Source organism: Myxococcus sp. NMCA1 (assembly GCF_026810205.1).
Classification (GTDB): domain Bacteria; phylum Myxococcota; class Myxococcia; order Myxococcales; family Myxococcaceae; genus Myxococcus; species Myxococcus xanthus_A.
The window spans coordinates 1,416,099-1,433,597 of the sequence record NZ_CP113950.1 but is presented as its reverse complement, the minus strand read 5'-3'; the positions used below and the strand labels follow the sequence as shown (position 1 = coordinate 1,433,597).

Sequence of the window (17,499 nt, the reverse complement as noted above, 5' to 3'; positions counted from 1 at the left end):
CAGCCACGTCCGGCACACGGGCTGCACTCAGCCCGCCGGACCCATGCCTCGAACGTACACAGCACAAGCGGGCGACTGCGTCTCCAGCATTGCCCACGCGCACAACCTGAGTCCGCAGCGCGTCTGGGAAGCGCCCGAGAACGAGGCCCTGCGACGGGAGCGGACGAGCCCCCATGTGCTCAAGCCCGGCGACACGGTGACGCTCCCGGACAAGGAAATCCGGCAGGTCCCCTGCGCGACGGGAAGGACGCACACGTTCAGGCTCAAGGGCATCCCGGAACGCTTCCGCCTGCGACTGCATGAGGACGGTGCGCCTCGGACGAAGGTGCCCTACCGGCTCGTCATCGGGGACGTCACTCACGAAGGAGAGACGAACGAGCAGGGTCTCATCGAGTGCGGGATTCCTCCCGGTGCCCGCGAGGCGACGCTGGAGGTCGGCGGCGAGGAGTACACGCTGTCCCTGGGAACGCTCCAACCCGTGTCCACGGAGGAGGGACTGCGAGCGCGCCTGGCGAACCTGGGCTTCCTCGAGGACGAGGCCAGCGAGGAGGACGCGCTCTCCGAGGCGGTCGCGCGCTTCCAGGCCGAATACGGGCTGATGCCCTCCGGCACGGTGGATGAGCGGACCCGGCACAAGCTGCGGGAGGCACACGGTGCCTGAGGCCACGCCCCCCACTCCAGCGCCCAAGAACCGCCGCCTGGGCCACGTCGCGCGCGGCGGTGAAATCAACACCCTCAACATCCGGTTTCCCGGCCGCTACTACGCGTTCGTCACGGAGCGGGAAGGCGCGGACGACGACCCGCTCTACCTGCGGCTGGAGTGCGTCGAGCGAGACTGGATGGACCGGGTCTGGAATGAACTGGAGAAGCAGTTCGACCCGGGCGACTTCCTCCGCTTCTTCAATGCCGTCATCAACGGCCGGCGCTTCGAGGACTTCTACGATGCGCTGACGCTGGAGCAACTCAACCTCTTCTACGTCGTCTATTACTGGTTCCTGCGGCGGGTCATCGACGGCGGCAATGATTCCGCCCCGGTGTCCGTCTTCGAGTTCGAGCTCGCGCCCGGGGACCCGCTGCGTGATGACCTCTACGAGACGGACTGGTTCCACCTGGAGCTGCAGGCGGCGCCAGGCAGCACCCGCCCGGACGGGCTCTTCGTGCGGGCGGGCAGCGTGCGTCGCGCGGGGGTTCACACGGTGCGGGGCTTCACCCCGGACACGGACTCGCCTCCCGCGGAGCGTTGGGTGCGGAGCTTCCTGCGGGTGGAGGATCGCTCGGATGGCGGGCTGACGCAGGGCGCCCTCAAGGCGCTGCACTTTCCGCTGCCCGCGCCGCCACCACCACCGCCTCCATCTCGTCCAGGAGGCTCTGGCGGCTCCGGGGGCTCAGGCCCGATTCCAGAGCCTCCCGTCAAGAACCCCTTCGCCATCCCCTCCGCGCCCCTCCCCATTCCGGTGACGGCCCGGGTCGCCACCCCGGCGCTGGCCCGGTGGATGCGCGCCGCGGGCCGCCAGTTGACCCAACAGGTGCGCGCCTTCACCGAGGAGGTGGCGGCCTTCTTCGATGACTGGATGCCGCCTCCCGGAGGGCCCGTGCTCGCATTCGCCGGAGCAGCCGGCCCTACGCTGACTTCACGAGCGGTGCCCAGGGAAAGGTCGCGGCCAGGTGCCCCACCGCCCACGGCCCACACCTACGTAGGTGATGGCGCGCCCAATCCGATGGATGCGTCCGACCCGAACCGCTTGTTCGCCCCCTTCGTGGGGCTGTTCAACGTGGGCCAGGGCGCGTGCTCCGTGCTGTACGACAACCAGGGGCGCGCCATCGTCTATTACGACTTCGGCAGCCCGGCGAACGGCCAGCAGGGGACCTTCCCCATCATTCCGCAGGGGCACTGCGTGGGCCCCTGCATGTGCAACGGCCCCCTCATCATCCTGTCCCACTGGGACATGGACCACTGTGATTTGGGGCGCTACTACCCGGAGTCCTTCCGCTGCCGGTGGCTCGCGCCGCAGCAGCACATGGGCACCGTCGTGTGCCGCGACACGGTCGCGCGCGTCGTCCACGACGGTGGCGAGTTCTACATCTGGGCGGCATCAGGGCGGCCCGGAACAGCCGCGAGTCCACGCGGCACGCCGAGTTCCTGGAACCGTCCGGGCGGCAGTCACATGCGGTTTCCCTGGGGCTTCGTCGAACGCAACTACCGTGAAGGCGCGCAGAACCCGCTCGCCAGTGGCTCGGACCCGCGCAACAACTCCGGGTTGGCGCTGTATGTCTGCGTGCGCGACGCGGCCGGTGCAGTTGCTGTCGCCGCGGGCCCCGTGGCCACCGACGCCAACAACCTGGGGGGCAATGGGCGAGGTCTGGTCACCATCGGCGGAGGCGCCCCTCCTGCATGGGTGGCTGCCGCGTTCGGAGGGCCCAACCTTCCTGGCGTTGGAGGCGGCCTGGCCGCATTTCTCGCGGCGATGGGTCCGGCCGGTGGCAACCCCAATCCCGCGGCGGTCCTCGCCCGGCGACAGGCGGCCGCGGCCACCGCGGCGGTGGGAGCGGGTGGCCCCGGCGCCGGTCTCACCGCGAGACAGCGGCTTGTCATCGCGGCGCTGGCCGTGGCGCACCCCGCGCTCGCTGCCGCCACGGCGGTGACGCTGGGCGGGGCCGCTGAAGTCGCCGCGGACGCCGTGGTGGTCGCGGGCGGCACCCTGCCCCAGATGGCGGCGGCGGCGGGCGCGGCCGTCATCGTGGCAGGCGGCGCGCCGGGCACGGCGGTCGCCACCTTCACGGCCATGGGGACAGCGGCGGCGGGCGGCGCGCCGCTGATGCCCGGAAGCGTCGAGGCCCTGGCGTTGGCCCATGTGCAGGGAGCCATCGTCGGTGCACCCGCCGTCTCCCCCGTCACGACGGCGGCGAATACGGCGGCCGGCGCCGTGCCACAGGGCGCCGAAGCGGTGCGGGCCGCGGTGGAGGCCGTGGTACGCACCCACGCCCCCGCACCGCTCCCCGGCCTGTCGCTGGAAGGCGCCGTGGCCCGCGCCGCTGGCGTCAGCAACCCCACCGCGGTCTGCAAGGCGCTCGCGCCCCCGCTGCCACCGACGCTCCAGGGAGAGGCGCCCTTCCACGCCAACGAGCGGTTCGTGCTCCTCACGGGCGACGTCAACTACCAATACATCCCCGCGCAGCGGCGCCCCTTCGCCGCACCCGGCGGCGGAGCTCCCGGAGGCGCGGTGGCGCTTCCCTACGCCCCCACGGCCCACCCGCCCGTTGTCGTGAGCCTCACCGCGACCCACCACGGGTCCAACAAGGTGGGAGCGAACGACCTGAATCCCGACAGGATTCCATGGGCCCCCAACACGCTGCCCACCCGTGCGGCCGCGGTCGCGCACGCGGCGACGGCGCTTCCCAATCCCAACATCCGCCGGGCCGCGACAGCCGCGGCAGCCGCGGCGGCGCTCCCGATTCCCCTGCCCGCGAACCTGGCGAACCTGGCCGCCGCGGCGGAACGCGCTGCCTATGCCGCCTCCGCGGGGCTATTCACCCCGCTCGTGGTGGCCCGTGCAGCGGCCGCGGCGGTGGTCCTGGAGAACGCCGCCCCGAACACGCCCCAAGCGCAGTTCGACCAACTGGGGGCCGTGTCCGCGGGCGCCCCGCCCCCCGTGCCCGTCCTGGTCGGCGGAACGGCGGCGGCCTGGGGCCTGGTGACAGCCGCATTGGGTGGTGGCGGTGCGGCGGCGGTGCCAGGACTGGGCCCCGTGGTGGCGGTCCCAGGAGGCCCCCAGGTGGTCAGGGCGGCCACCGAGGCCGTCCTCATGGCCAGGGGTCTCCCCAACGCCCACCACACCGCCTCGGCGCGCAGAGCCGTGGAGCAGGCGCACGTCGGCGCGAGGCCCGGAGCGCCACAACCCGTGCTGCAGGCCGTCGCCGCGGCCGTGGCCGTGCGGCGGAGCATCGCCCAAGGCGGAACCATCTCCGTCGCGACCGCCACCGCCATCGTCCAGGCCTCCCGCCTGAGCATCACCACCGGCGCCGGGGGCACATTGGCGGCCCTCGCCGGAGCGGGGATTGCCAACCTCCCCGCGGTGACCCATCCCTATTTCGCCACCGCTGTCGCCGCCATTCCCAACCCACCGCTGGCGGCGGTCCAGGCCGCGCTGGGGCTCGCGCGGAGCGTGCCCATCGACCCGGCGAATGCCCCACGCGCGGTGGCCAACGCCTTCGCCCCCTCGCCCGTCCTTCCCGAAATCATCCTGGATGCACTGGTGTCTCGCGGCCAGTCGCTCCCGAAGTTCCCACTCGCGTTGGTTGAGATTGCCGCAGCCCTCGCGGCCATCGGGCCCGCGGCCTCTCTCTCCGAGGTGGCCGCGGTCGTCGAGGCGGCGCGCGCGGCGCAAACCGGCCAGGCGGCGGGCGCACCTCCGGCCGCCGGGCTCGCACACGCGGCGGCGGACCGCATCGGCTATTCCTACGGCGTCGCCACCCAGACGGGCGGCGCGGCGGCGGCCCTTCCCTTCGCGCACCGGTATCTCTCGCAGGGCGTGGGGCATCCCGCCCACCTCGCCATCGACAAGTACCAGCGCCGGGGTTGGGTGGTGCGCCGCAACACCAGCATGCACGCGGACCAGAGCGCACAGCCAGACAACAGCCCTCGCGGGCACCACGCATTGGGGTGGGAGCTGGCCCCGTTCTACGAAGGACCGCTGCGCCCGGCCTCCGCCGTCACGGGCACCCTTTCGCGGACGTGCCATGGTTGCAGGGAGGTCGCCGCGGCCCGAGCAACCGCGGCCGTGGGAGCGGGAGCAGCGCCAGCCACCGCCGTTGCAACCGCCATCGGCGTGGTCCCCGCCGCGGCCGCCGCCACGGCCCCCGCGGCAGGTCCGGTCAACGCCGCGGCGCTGGGCCGGGCGAGCGTTCCAGCCGCGCGAGCAGCCCGTCGGAGCCTGGAGCCCGCCATCGCGGCCCGGACCGCAGTGCCCTTCGCCTCGGCCGCGGTCGCGGGCGTCGCCGCGGCCCATGCCACGAGCGCATGCATCCTCGTGACCCGAGCAGTCCTCGCGGCGTGGTGGACCGCCGCCACGGCACGAGGGGACGTCGTCAGAGGCGGGCCTCTCTCTCCGGCGGCCGCGATGCTCGGAGGCGTCCCGCCATCGGCCGCCGAGGCCGTCACGGCGGCCCACGCCGCGGTGCTGGCCGCCCCACTCGTCCTGCCCCCGGCGGACCTCGCCGCGGTGGTGGCCGCGCTGGCGGTGAGCCTGGGAGAGCCGCCCCTCACCGCTGTCGCCGCGACCGTGGCGCTTCCCTTCCTGGGAGGCACAGGCGCCGCGGCCCTCAGCGCGGCCCAGGCGGCGGCCGCCGGTGTCGGGATTGATGCCTTCACGGCAGCCATCGTCGGAAGCGCCCATGCCTGCGCGTTGGGCGCGAACCTGCCAGCGCCCGTCGCCGCCAGGGTGGCCGCCATCTCGGCCATGGTGGGAGGGGCCCCACTTCCCGCGACGCTGGATACGGTGGCCAACGCCATCTCGGCGGGACCTCCGGTCGCGGCGCACCACGCCCTCCTCCTGCGCACGGCGGGCATCACGCTTCCGGCTATCGCCGCGGTCGTCGCGGCGGCAGCGGGCATGGCTCACGCGGGCGTGACTCCGCCAGCCGCGGCGGACGCGAGCACCTGTCATGCCGCCGCGGCCGCCACCGTGCCGGGCATCTCCCAAGCCGCCGTGGCGGTCTGCGCCGCCACGCTCGCGGGCGGCGCCATCCACCCCAACCCAGCCGCTGTCGCGGGCATCGTGGCGGCCTCCACGCCGACGGCGGCCGCCGCCGTGACAGCCGCATCCTCCGTGCTGACAGCCACCGGGGCGGCCCCCCCGGCGCTTGGGGACGCCGCGGTCTGCTACGCCGCGGCGACAGCCGCCGTCACCGCGGCGATGGGAGGCGCAGCCGCCGCCGCTGAAGCCGCGGCCGCCACCCGCACGGCGTCCCCGTGCCCGCCGTTGGCAACATGGCGGTGACGGCCGCCACCGTCGCGAACTCCAGCGCGGAGGCAGCCGCGGCGGTGGCGGCGGCCGCCGCCCTCGTCACGGCGGATGCACTCACCCTGCCGACCGCTGCCCAATCGGCGGCCTGTTACGCCGCGGCCGCCGCGGCCGCTGGCGTTCCGGCGCTCGCGGCGAACGCGGCGGCCGGAACCATTGCCCTGGCCGGGGTCACCGCCGCCACCGATGCCAACACGGCGCTGGTCGCGGGCGCCACCCCTGTCGCATGTGCCACCGTCGCCGCGGCCATGGCCGTCACCCAGCTCGCCCTGGGAGGCGCCGCCAACCACCGCGCGGTCGCGGCCGCTGCCAGCGCCTCAGCCATCGGCATCCCCGCGGGGCCAGTGGACCAGGCCGCCCAAAGCCTCAGCGTGGGCATGGCCCATCCCATCTCCGTGGCCATCGCCGAGTCCGCGTCGATGCGGGCTTCAGGCGCATCAGAAGAAGCAGCCGCGGCCATGGCCACCATCCGGGCACTCGAGCCTCGGAGCGGCCCCCTGGCCGCCGCGGCAGCGGCCAGTGCCGGCGTGCCCGCCGCGGACGCCGCCGCCGCGGCCGCCATCCGGCTCTTCAATGTCTGACCCGTCTGCGCCCTCGCGTGACACAGTTCCCCCATGTTCGACGTCGCGCGCTACCTGGAGCGAATCGGCGTGGGGGCGGAGCAGTCCCTCACGAGGTTGCACCGGGCCCACTTGGAGGCCGTGCCCTTCGAGAACCTGGACATCCATCTGAAGCGGCCCATCCGGCTCGACACGGACGCCTTCTTCGAGAAGGTCGTCGCCCAGCGGCGCGGCGGCTTCTGCTACGAGCTCAACGGCCTCTTCGCCCGACTGCTGACGGCGCTGGGCCACCGGGTGACGCTGCTGTCCGCGGGCGTGGCCACGTCACCGGACGGCAGCGCCTACGGTCCCGAGTTCGACCACCTGGCCCTCCAGGTGGAGGACGGACAGGGCCGCTGGCTGGCGGATGTCGGCTTCGGTGAGTGCTTCACCGAGCCCCTGCGCCTGGACACCCACGACGTCCAGGTGCGCTCCGGCCGCGCGTACCGGCTCTCACCGGAGGGCGACGACCTCATCCTCTGGAGTGAAAAGCCCCGGATGGGAGGCGGAGTACCGCCTCTCCCTCGTGCCCCGCCAGTTCGCGGACTTCGAGGGCATGTGCCGCTACCACCAGACCTCCCCGGACTCCATCTTCACCCAGCGGCGGCTGTGCACCCGGGCGACGCCAGAGGGGCGCATCACCGCCAAGGAGGGCACACTCGTCCTGACCCGGAACGGGGTCCGGACGGAGCAGCCTCTCGCCGACGAAGACGCCCTGCGGCGCGCGCTCGTCGAACACTTCGGCGTCATCCTCCCGTCCCTGGAGTAGTGCGTACCTGTCCCCACCCCATCCTCCATCATACGATGGCCAGGCAGGGGAAGCCCCAGAGGGGTTCGCCTGTTCATCCGCGTCGACGCCCCTGCCCGGGGCTGGCGCCCCTTACCGCAAGCCGTCCACCCAGGAGAACGGATGTCCCGCTTCACATTGCTGGCCGCAGTCCTCGTGCTCACCTGCCCGTTGTGGGCGCAGGCGAAGCCGGCCGCGGATGAGACCGCTCGCGTCCATGCGGCCGAGGCGATGAAGCAGGCCTCCTCCCCCCGAAGCGCCGCCAGCCTGCTGCGGATGCACGCGCTGGTGGACGAGGTGGAGGACCTCACGCCCCTGCTGAGCACCTACGCCTACGTGGCCTCCCGCCGCAGCTCGGACCCGAATACCCGCGCCACCGCGCAGATGCTCCTGCTGGACACCGAGCGCGCCCGGGGCCGGCTGGTGCGCGCCAACGAGGTGAAGCAGTGGCTGGGCTACGTGGGCGACTACTACGTCACCGGCGGCTTCGAAAACGAAGGCAAGGCCGGCTGTGACACCGACTTCGGCCCCGAGGCCGCCAACCTGGACCTGTCCGCCACCTACCCCGCGGCCAAGGGCGGCAACACCACCTGGCGCAAGCTGACGGCGAACACCTCGGATGGCTACATCGACCTGGCCACTGCCATCCGCCCCAACCGCGAGTCCGTGGCCTACGCCGTCACCTGGCTGGAGTCCTCCCAGGAGTCGCGCGTGTCGCTGGGCGTGGGCACGTCCGGCGCGTTCCGGCTGTGGGTGAACGGGCAGCTCGCCGCGAAGGAAGACCGCTACAACCTGCCGCGCCCGGACCAGTCCCGCGTGTCCGTGAAGCTGCGCAAGGGCCTCAACCGCGTGCTCGTGAAGGTGTGCCAGGAGTCCGGCCCGCTGGGCTTCTACCTGCGCCAGGAGTCGCCCACCGTGCGCGCGACGCTGCCGGCGAAGGCGCCCGCCCTGGAGAAAGGCACCGCGCCGCAGCCCCAGCCGCTGCCCACCCTCACCTCCGCCCTGCGCGCGATGGTGGAGAAGAACCCGGATGACGCCGCGCTGCGCGGCGACTACGCCCGGGTGCTGGGCTTCTTCCGCGCGTATGACGAGCGCGAGCACACCGCCAGCGCCGAGGCCGCGCGCGCCGCGGAAGCAGCCCCCAAGGACGCCCGGCTCCAGTTGCTCGCCGCCCAGGCGCAGCGGGATGACCTGAACGAGCGCCGCCGCTTCCTGGAAGCCGCCATTGCCGCCGACCCCGCCATGCCGGAGGCGCGAGTGGCGCTGGCCGACCACGAACTGGACCGCGGCCACCCCGAGCGCGTGCAGCCGCTGGTGGCGCCCGTGCTGGAGAAGACGCCGGATGACGTCAACGCGCGGCTGGTGCTGGCGCGCGCGCATGAAGCCCTGGGCGAGCGCCCCAAGGCCCACGCCCTGGTGGAGGAGACGTTCCGCCTGCAGCCCCGCGTGCCTCGCGCGGTGCGCGCCGTGGCCCAGGTGTCCCGGCAGCTCGACCGCGGCCGCGAGGCCATGGACCGGATGCGCGTGGTGCTGGCGCTGCGCTTCGACGACACCACCACGCGCCACATGCTCGCCACGATGCTGGCGGAGGCCGGGCAGGTGGAGTCCGCCCAGCGCGAGTACGCGCAGTTGGTGAAGCTCAACCCCTTCGACAATGGCTCCCGCGTGCGGCTGGCGGAGCTGAAGGCCAGCAACGGCGCGGTGGAGGAAGCCGTCACCCTCTTCTCCGAGGCCCGCGCGCTGTCCCCGGACGAGCCGGAGGTCTACGAGCGTGAGGGCCGCGCCCTACTGGCCGCTGGCCGCCGCGAGCCGGCGCTGGCCTCGTTCGAGCGCTCACTGGTACTGCGCCCGCAGAACCCGGGCCTGAAGGAAGCCCTGCGCACCCTCAAGGGGGAGAGCACCGGCACCGGCATGCAGTACCTGGTGGACGCCCAGCCGCTGGCCAAGGAGGCGGAGGCCTACGTCCACGAGGACGCCCTCTACCTGGTGGACAACACCTACGTGCGCGTCCAGCAGAGCGGCCTGTCCAGCCGACTGCACCAGACGGTGGTCAAGGTCTTCAACTCGCGCGGCGTGGATGCGTTCCGCACCATCCCCGTCACCTATTCGCCAGACCGCCAGGAGGTTCGCGTGCTGCGCGCCCGCGTCATCAAGGCGGATGGCTCCGTGGTGGAGAGCTACGGTGAGAACGAGCGCAACATCAACGAGCCGTGGACGGGCATGTACTACGACGCCCGCGCCAAGATTCTCTCCTTCCCGTCGCTGGCGGCGGGCGACACGCTCGAGCTGACGTACCGCCTGGACGACACCGCGCAGGACAACCTCCTGTCGGACTACTGGGGTGACGTGGAGAGCGTGCAGGGCGTCTACCCGAAGGTGCGCTTCCAGTACCTGGTGGACATGCCGCAGGCGCGGCCCCTGTATTGGAACAAGAGCAAGCTGACCGGCGTGGAGAGCGCGCAGGAGCCGCTGGACGCCGGCCGCGTGCTGTACCGCTGGAACTCCAAGCACGTCGCCAAGGTGGTGCCGGAGCCCGGCATGCCCGGCTGGGCGGAGGTGGCGCAGAACCTCCACGTCTCCACCTACCAGACGTGGGACCAGGTGGGCCGCTACTGGTGGGGCCTGGTGCGCGACCAGCTCCAGCCCAACGCGGAGCTGCGCCAGACGGTGGACCAGGTGCTCCAGGGCGTGGACCGCAAGAATGAGCTGGCGGTGGTGCGCGCCATCTACAACTTCGTGGTGACGAACACGCGCTACGTGGCGCTGGAGTTCGGCATCCACGGCTTCAAGCCCTACCGCGTGGACCGGGTGCTGGCGCGCCGCTTCGGCGACTGCAAGGACAAGGCGAGCCTCATCCACTCCATGCTCCAGGTGGCGGGCGTGGAGAGCCGGCTGGTGCTGCTGCGCATGCGCAACCTGGGCTCCATTGGCGAAGAGCCCGCGAGCCTGGCGGCCTTCAACCACGCCATCGCCTACGTGCCCAAGTTCGACCTGTACCTGGACGGCACCGCGGAGTTCCACGGCGCCAACGAGCTGCCCAGCGCGGACCGGGTGGCCAACGTGCTGGTGGTGGAGCCCAACGGCAAGAGCACCTTCCTCACCACGCCGGAGGCGAAGGCGGTGGACAACGCCACGCGCATGTCGCTGGACGTGACGCTCCGCGCGGACGGCGGTGCGGAAATCACCGGCGCCAGCTCCGTGGGCGGACAGCACGCGCCCGACTACCGCCGCGCCTACCGGCCGGAGGCCACGCGCAAGTCCACCTTCGAGCGCGCCTGGGCGCAGAGCTTCCCCGGCCTCACGGTGCACGAGGTGAAGCTGAGCGACACCACGCGGCTGGATGACAACGTGGCGCTGGACTTCAAGATGAGCATCCCGCGCTACTCGGAGGTGATGCCCAACGGCATGCGCTTCCTGCCCTTCGGCACCGGGCGCACCTACCAGCAGGCCTATGCGTCGCTGGCCCAGCGCCGCTTCGACTTGGTGATGTCCAGCCCGTGGACCAACGGTTTCCTCCTGCGCTACGCGCTGCCCGCAGGCTGGACGGTGGCGGAGCTTCCCCAGGCGGTGGAGGAGACGACGAAGTTCGGCCACATCAAGCTGAACTACCGCCTGGAGGGCGGCAAGCTGGTGGCCGAGGGCGAGGTGGCCCTCACCACGGCGCGCGTGTCCGCGGACGACTACCCCGCGTTCCGCGAGTTCCTCGGCCGCGTGGACCGCGCCTTCGGCCGCCGGGTGTTCATCCAGAACGCGGCCAACCGCACCGCGTCCTCGACGCCGTAGCGGACGCGAGCAGGCCCGCGCCCGCCGATACTCCGGCGGGCGCGCGCGGTGGTTACGGCTCCAGCAGTCCCGCCAGCAGCGCGCGGACCTCGGCCGGGCCCTTCACCCGGAACGCCGCGCACGTGGGCTTGTTGCCCGCGTGGATGGTGAGCCCGCCGGGCGGAATGGATGCGAAGAGGTCCTCGTCCGTGCGGTCATCGCCGATGGCCACCACGAGGGCGCCGGGCGCCGCGTCCTTCGTGGCCTCGCCCACCACGCGGCCCTTGTGCACGCCCCGCGGACGAATCTCCACCACCTTGTCCCCGGGGAGGATGTCCATGGACTGCCCGGCGAACTTCTCCGCCAGGTAGAGCCGCAGCTCGCGGGACTGGATGGCGCCGAACTCCGCGTCCACCAGGCGGTAGTGCCACGCCAGCGACGCTGTCTTCTCCTCCACGAAGGAGCCCGGCACGCGCGCGGAGAAGGTCTCCAGTTCGGGGCGCACGCGCTCCTTCCAGTCGAACGTCACGCCCTCCAGCATCCGCCACGCCTCCCCCGGCGCCGGGCGGGACCACAGGCCGTGCTCGGCATACAGGCCCATGGCCAGGTCGCCCAACCATTCCTCCAGCGTGTCCTTGGGCCGGCCGCTGACGATGCTCACCGAGATGCCGGGCCGGGCCACCAGCTTCGCCAGCAACTCCTTCAGCGCCGCATCCGGCGCGGCCAGCTCCGGCCGGGGCGCGTAGCCCACCAGCGTCCCGTCATAGTCCAGGAGCAGTTGCAGCCGCTCCGCCTGCTTCATCTGCGCCAGCGCCTCGGGCGCGCCCGCCTCGGCGCGCACGTCCACCGCGGGCAGCGACTGGAGCCGGTCGAGGAAGGAGGACGTCCACCAATGCACGTCCCGCGACTTCACCTGCTTCCGCAGCGTGTGCATGCGCGTGCGGCGCTCCTCCTCCGCCATCCCCAGCGCTTTCTCGATGGCGTCCGCCATGGCGTCCACGTCGTAGGGGTTGACGATGAGCGCGCCCCCCAGCTCCGCTGCGGCGCCCGCGAACTCGCTGAGCACCAGCACGCCGTCGTCGTCCGGGCGCGCCGCGCAGAACTCCTTCGCCACCAGGTTCATCCCGTCCCGCACCGGCGTGACGAGCATCACATCCGCGCCCCGGTACAACCCCACGAGCTGCCGTTCGTTGAATGAGCGGTAGAGGTAGTGCACGGGCACGTTGTGCACCGTGCCGTAGAGCCCATTGATGCGCCCCACCAGCTCATTCACCAGCTCACGGTAGTTGGCGTACGCCTCCACCTGGGTCCGGCTGGGCACCGTCACCTGGATGAACCGCAGGCGGCCACGCCACGCGGGCGTGCGCTCCAGCACGCGCTGCACCGCCAGGAGGCGCCGCGGAATGCCCTTGGTGTAGTCCAGCCGGTCGATGCCCAGCAGGATGCGCTGTCCTTCGGAGGACCGGCGCAGGTTCGCCACCTCCTCCAGCATGCCGGGCTCGCTCGCAATCGATTCGAAGGCCTGCGCGTCGATGCCCATGGGAAAGGCGCCCACGCGCACGTCGCGGCCCTCCCAGATGATACGGTCGATGTCCGTGTCCAGCCCGAGGTGCCGCAGCAGCGCTCCGGAGAAGTGCCGCACGTAGCTCACCGTGTGGAAGCCGATGAGGTCCGCGCCCAGCAGCCCCATCAGCAGCTCACGCCGGCGCGGCAGCGTGCTGAAGATTTCCGACGACGGAAACGGGATGTGGTGGAAGTAACCGATGCGCGCGCCGGGCAGCCGCTGGCGCAACATGCCGGGCACCAGCATGAGCTGATAGTCGTGGACCCAGATGGTGTCCCCGGGTTCGTAGTGCTTCGCCACCAGGTCCGCGAAGCGCTCGTTGACCTTGCGGTACACCTCCCAATCACGGTCCTGGCGCGGAATGCGCTCCAGCATGTAGTGGCACAGCGGCCACAGGACGCGGTTGGAATAGCCTTCGTAGTAGCGGCTCACCTCGCTGGCGGACAGCGTCAGCGGCACGCAGCGCAGCTCCGCGAGCTGGGCGTCCACGCGGGCGCGTTGGCTTTCCGACAGGCGGGAGACATCCCCGGGCCAGCCAATCCACAGCCCCCCCGAGCGTTCGTGCGGACGGCGAAGGCCGGTGGCCAGGCCTCCCGCGCTGCGGACCACGGAGACAGTGTCCTTCTCCACCTTGACGGTGACAGGAAGCCGATTCGAGACGAGTAGGAGTCGGGACATAGGCCCCTCCTGCATTAATCACTCCGTGCAGGAATGGCCATGGTCGAAACGGGATTCATGCCAGATGGTGGACCCTCGTGTCGGGTGGCCATCGGTGCCCAGCCCAGTCGTGACAGCAGCGCGGGCTGCCGGCCCGGCTTCCACACGAAGGCATCCAGCACATAGTGCGTGGCCTGCGGCAGCGCGAGCAGCGGCACCACGAGAGACAACACGTCCGGCGGCAGCGTCACGTGGCTCTCGCCGAAGAGCGCGCCGTGTTCGCGCCACACGGCCTGGTCCCACAGGAACTCCTCCGCCAGGGCCAACGCCACCAGGAACAGCAGGAAGCCCGGCAGCCCCGCGCGCAGCAGCGCCGCCCCCGCGCCGTAACCACCCTCCTCCAGCCGCCCCCGCGCATAGCGGAAGAGCAGCGCGAAGTAGGGAACGCCGTGCAGCACCACGTTCATCACCGTGAACGTGAAGTCGTCCCGCGCGACGACGATGCCGCCGAACCACGCCACCCACGTCGCCACCACCAGCAGCACCTTGCCCGCTTGCACGCCCTCGCCGCGCACCACCCGCGCGGCTTGGAAGCCGGCCCACGCGAAGAGCACCCCCGCGTGAAGCCCCAGCCCCACGGTGCCCACCCAGGACGGCAGGCCCGACAGGAAGTCCCCGGGCACGAACCACCAGAAGCCGCGCGGCAGGTTCGCATGCCACCAGACGACGGGGCCCAGTGTGGCGGCATAGACGGCAGCGGCATCCAGACGCCGCTCCAGCGGAGAGACGCGCGCCTTGCGGCCGTACAGCGCCACCCAGCCGTACTGCTGCCGCACGAAGTGGCTGAGCGCCACATAGGCGAACAGCGTCCAGAACGTGCCCGGCGACACCAGCCAGGCGAGCACGCCCGCCACGTAGGCGGCCAGCGGCGCGCCCAGGTAGAGCCCGGGGCGGGTCCGCAGCTCGTCCGGATCCAGGTAGGTGCGGAACAGCGTGGACCAGACGTGGGCCACGTCCACGCAGACAATGAAGAGCAGCCATGCCCACAGCGGCGTGCCGTCCTCCACGCCCAGCCAGGGCGCGGCGAGCACGAAAGCCACGGAGACGAGCGCGCTGCCAGCGAAGACGGACAGGTCCACTCCCGGACTGAACAACCAGCCCTGGGAGGGCGCGAGAAGACGAGGCATCGGAGCCATGCAGCCTACCAGAGTCTCCGCGCCAGGGACTCGGCACCGGGCCCACGTCCGGATGCGGTATGAACCGTCCCATGCACGCCGCCGCGCCCACAGAGGCCCGCACCTACGGTGACAGGGTGGGCCTTGAACACGCCGCGAATCTTCCGCCGCCCCCTCCGCGCTTCCGGCGCCAGCTGCTGGCGGTGATGCTGCTCGCCGGCTGGGTGCCGCTGGTGCTGCTCGGCGTGCTGGCACAAGCCGCGCTGGAGCGGGTGCTGTCGGTGTCCATCGCCCCGGTGGAGGGCGTGCTGGAGGAGGTCGCCTCGGAGCTGGCGCGGCGGGAGCTGCCGCAGGACTCGCTCAACGAGGCGCGGCTCAACCTCGCGCAGGCGGAGCTGGCACGGCGCGCCCTGGTGCGCCGCGTGCCCGCCTTCATCACCGCGCTGGTACTCATATCGGGCGCGGCGCTGACGGTGGCCGCGGTGCTCCTCGGCCGGGCCCTCACGCGTCCGGTGCGCACGCTCACGGAAGGCATGTGGGCCTATGCGCGCGGCGACCTCTCCGTGCGGCTCGCCGCCCCCGAGCCGCCACGCGACGAGCTGCAGTTCCTCCTGGGCCAGTTCAACCGCATGGGCCAGGAGCTGCTGTCGCAGCGCGAGCGCCTCAAGTCCGCGGAACAGATTGCCGCCTGGCAGGACGTGGCCCGCGCGCTCGCCCACGAGCTGAAGAACCCCCTCACCGCAATGAAGTTGTCGCTCGCGCGTCTGAACCGGACGGATGCATCCACGCCCCACGACACCACCCGCATCACCGAGGCCGTAGCCCTCCTGCAGGAGGAAGTGGACCTGTTGATGCGGATGACCCAGAGCTTCTCCACCTTCGCGCGCCTGCCCGCGCCGCGCTTCCAGGACGTGCCCCTGCGCCCGCTGCTGGCCGAGGTGTGCACCCTGTACGCGGGCACGTCCCCCGTGCCCGTGGAGCTTCGGCCTGGCGCGGAGGCCACGCTGCGCGCGGACCCGGATGGCCTGCGTCGCCTCTTCGGCAACCTGGTGAAGAACGCCACCGAGGCCTCTTCCACCAGCGCCGCGCCAGTCCACGTCACACTGGAGTCGCCGCAGCCGGGCACCGTGTGCGTCACCGTGGCGGACGGAGGCAGTGGCGTCCCCTCCGTCCTCGAAGGCCCGGCCCTCACGCGTGGCCTCTTCAGCACCAAGCCCGGCGGCAGCGGCCTGGGCCTGCCCATCTCCCAGAAAATCGTCCACGAGCACGGCGGCAGCCTGCGCCTGGAGCCCGCGCCCGGAGGCGGTACGCTCGCGCGCGTGGAACTGCCCCTCACCCCGCCCCCGTCCCCATGAAGCCCGGTCCTCGCATCCTCATCGTCGATGACGACTCTGGCGTCCTCAGGGCCCTGCGCGGACTGCTGAGCGACGAGGGCTTCACGCCCGTGGAGGCCCGCTCCGCGGTGGAGGCCTCCCAGTTGCTCGACGCGCCCGAAGGTCCCCCGGCGATGATGCTGCTCGACCTGCGCATGCCGGGCGAGACGGGCCTGGAGCTGCTCGCGCGCCTGCCCCGGCCCTTCCCCGCGCCCGTGGTGGTGCTGTCCGGAGAGGCGTCGCCCGCCGAGGCCGTGCAGGCGCTGCGGCTGGGCGCGACGGACTTCGTGGAGAAGCCGCCCTCCCCCGAGCGGCTGCTCACCGCCGTGCGAAACGCACTGGCACTGGGCTCGCTCCAGGAAGAGCGCGAGCGGCTGCTGGACGCACTGGCCCGCCCCGGCCACCTGGTGGGTGACAGCCCTGGCATGGCGTCACTGCGCCAGCTCATCGCGCGCGTGGGCGCCAGCGACACCGCCATCCTCATCACCGGCGAGACGGGCACTGGCAAGGAACGCGTGGCGCGGGCGCTGCACCTCGCTTCGGGACGCAAGGGCCGGCTCGTCGCCGTCAACTGCGCGGCCATTCCCTCCACCCTGCTGGAGAGCGAGCTGTTCGGCCACGAGAAGGGCGCGTTCTCCGGTGCGCTGTCGCGGCGCGCGGGCCGCATCGAACAGGCGCACGGCGGCACGCTGTTCCTCGACGAACTGGGCGACATGCCACTGGAGCTCCAGGCCAAGCTGCTGCGCGTCCTGGAGTCGAAGGAAGTGGAGCGGCTGGGCGGCAGCCTGCCCGTGCCGGTGGATGCGCGCGTCGTCGCGGCCACGCACCAGGACCTCGCCCGCGCGGTGAAGGAGGGCCGCTTCCGGCAGGACCTCTACTTCCGCCTCAACGTGATGCCCCTCCAGGTGCCGCCCCTGCGCGAGCGGCCGGAGGACCTGCTTCCCCTGGCCCGCGCCTTCGCGGCGGAGTTCGCGGGGCCGCAGGTGCCACTGGTGCTCGCGCCCGGCGCGGAAACCTCGCTGCGCGCCTATGCGTGGCCGGGCAACGTGCGCGAGCTGCGCAACCTCATCGAGCGCCTCAACCTGCTCCGGGGCGAGGGCCCGCTCACCCTGGGCCCGGAGCTCGTCTCCGCGCCCCAGGCCACCGCCGCGGCCAGCCGCCCCTCCCTGGGACAAAAGAGCTACCGAGAGCACGTGGAGGACTTCGAGCGCGAGCTCATCCGCGCGGCGCTCCAGGAAGGCGAAAGCATCGCTGGGGCCGCGCGACTGCTGCAGGTCGACCGGGGCAACCTCTACCGGCGCATCAAGGCGCTCGGACTCCCTGTCACCTGAAGCCCCGCTGGAGTGCAGCTGATCTGCCCCCGATTTTCGGACCAGCCGCGACAACGCGCCCCTGTACCGAAAGCGCCCCCATGTCTCCAGGCGGGTGCCGGACGGCCGCACGCAATCACCGCTGGCGATGTCAGTACCACATCACGACTCGACATCCGGATGTCTCCATGACATCGCCATGGCTGCTCGGCCCTCGTTCTTTCAGGCACTTGCCCGCCACCTCTGGGTGGA

8 protein-coding genes and 1 pseudogene are annotated in these 17,499 nt (G+C 72.0%); 7 read left to right on the top strand and 2 right to left on the bottom strand.

Translation table 11 applies throughout. The features are described 5' to 3' along the window. Positions 1-43 precede the first annotated feature (43 nt). The 5 genes and pseudogenes from OZ403_RS06115 to OZ403_RS06090 all read left to right on the top strand — a co-directional run bounded on the left by OZ403_RS06115 (position 44) and on the right by OZ403_RS06090 (position 11,189). Positions 44-661 carry a peptidoglycan-binding protein gene (locus OZ403_RS06115; RefSeq protein WP_268783683.1) on the top strand — a complete coding sequence of 206 codons (618 nt, stop codon included), beginning with the start codon at positions 44-46 and terminating at the stop codon, positions 659-661. Beyond that, on the top strand, positions 654-5,996 hold the full coding sequence (locus OZ403_RS06110; RefSeq protein ID WP_268783682.1) for a flagellar hook-length control protein FliK: 5,343 nt from the start codon (positions 654-656) through the stop codon (positions 5,994-5,996). The genes OZ403_RS06115 and OZ403_RS06110 overlap by 8 nt, the downstream gene beginning before the upstream one ends. Continuing rightward, entirely contained in the window at positions 5,969-6,601 is a 633-nt protein-coding gene (locus OZ403_RS06105; protein WP_268783681.1) for a hypothetical protein, read from the top strand. Before OZ403_RS06110 ends, OZ403_RS06105 begins: the two co-directional genes overlap by 28 nt. Before the next feature lie 33 nt (positions 6,602-6,634). Further along, a pseudogene (locus OZ403_RS39630) lies at positions 6,635-7,388 on the top strand (arylamine N-acetyltransferase family protein). Between the two features lie 141 nt (positions 7,389-7,529). Next, the gene (locus OZ403_RS06090; RefSeq protein ID WP_268783679.1) at positions 7,530-11,189 is read left to right on the top strand and encodes a DUF3857 domain-containing protein; all 3,660 of its coding nucleotides are present in this window, start codon (positions 7,530-7,532) and stop codon (positions 11,187-11,189) included. A gap of 52 nt (positions 11,190-11,241) precedes the next feature. Here the strand turns inward: OZ403_RS06090 and OZ403_RS06085 are convergent, their stop codons facing one another. Both OZ403_RS06085 and OZ403_RS06080 read right to left on the bottom strand, forming a co-directional pair. Further along, positions 11,242-13,410, bottom strand: coding sequence for a bifunctional alpha,alpha-trehalose-phosphate synthase (UDP-forming)/trehalose-phosphatase (locus OZ403_RS06085; RefSeq protein ID WP_268783678.1), 2,169 nt, complete (start codon positions 13,408-13,410; stop codon positions 11,242-11,244). A 14-nt stretch (positions 13,411-13,424) separates the two neighbouring features. Then, on the bottom strand, positions 13,425-14,576 hold the full coding sequence (locus tag OZ403_RS06080) for a hypothetical protein (RefSeq protein ID WP_268783677.1): 1,152 nt from the start codon (positions 14,574-14,576) through the stop codon (positions 13,425-13,427). A 68-nt stretch (positions 14,577-14,644) separates the two neighbouring features. Between OZ403_RS06080 and OZ403_RS06075 the strand changes: the two genes are divergently transcribed. Further along, positions 14,645-15,919, top strand: a complete 1,275-nt coding sequence (locus OZ403_RS06075) for a sensor histidine kinase (RefSeq protein ID WP_268783676.1) — start codon at positions 14,645-14,647, stop codon at positions 15,917-15,919. Further along, positions 15,916-17,268 (top strand): sigma-54-dependent transcriptional regulator, encoded by a 1,353-nt coding sequence (locus OZ403_RS06070; protein WP_140797439.1) that lies wholly within the window; start codon positions 15,916-15,918, stop codon positions 17,266-17,268. Before OZ403_RS06075 ends, OZ403_RS06070 begins: the two co-directional genes overlap by 4 nt. Positions 17,269-17,499 lie beyond the last annotated feature (231 nt).

Bases quoted from the DNA above. Each gene is read 5' to 3' on its own strand.
- OZ403_RS06070 (WP_140797439.1), top strand. From the start codon at position 15,916: ATGAAGCCCGGTCCTCGCATCCTCATCGTCGATGACGACTCTGGCGTC.
- OZ403_RS06075 (WP_268783676.1), top strand. From the start codon at position 14,645: ATGAACCGTCCCATGCACGCCGCCGCGCCCACAGAGGCCCGCACCTAC.
- OZ403_RS06115 (WP_268783683.1), top strand. From the start codon at position 44: ATGCCTCGAACGTACACAGCACAAGCGGGCGACTGCGTCTCCAGCATT.
- OZ403_RS06080 (WP_268783677.1), bottom strand. From the start codon at position 14,576: ATGCCTCGTCTTCTCGCGCCCTCCCAGGGCTGGTTGTTCAGTCCGGGA.
- OZ403_RS06085 (WP_268783678.1), bottom strand. From the start codon at position 13,410: ATGTCCCGACTCCTACTCGTCTCGAATCGGCTTCCTGTCACCGTCAAG.
- OZ403_RS06090 (WP_268783679.1), top strand. From the start codon at position 7,530: ATGTCCCGCTTCACATTGCTGGCCGCAGTCCTCGTGCTCACCTGCCCG.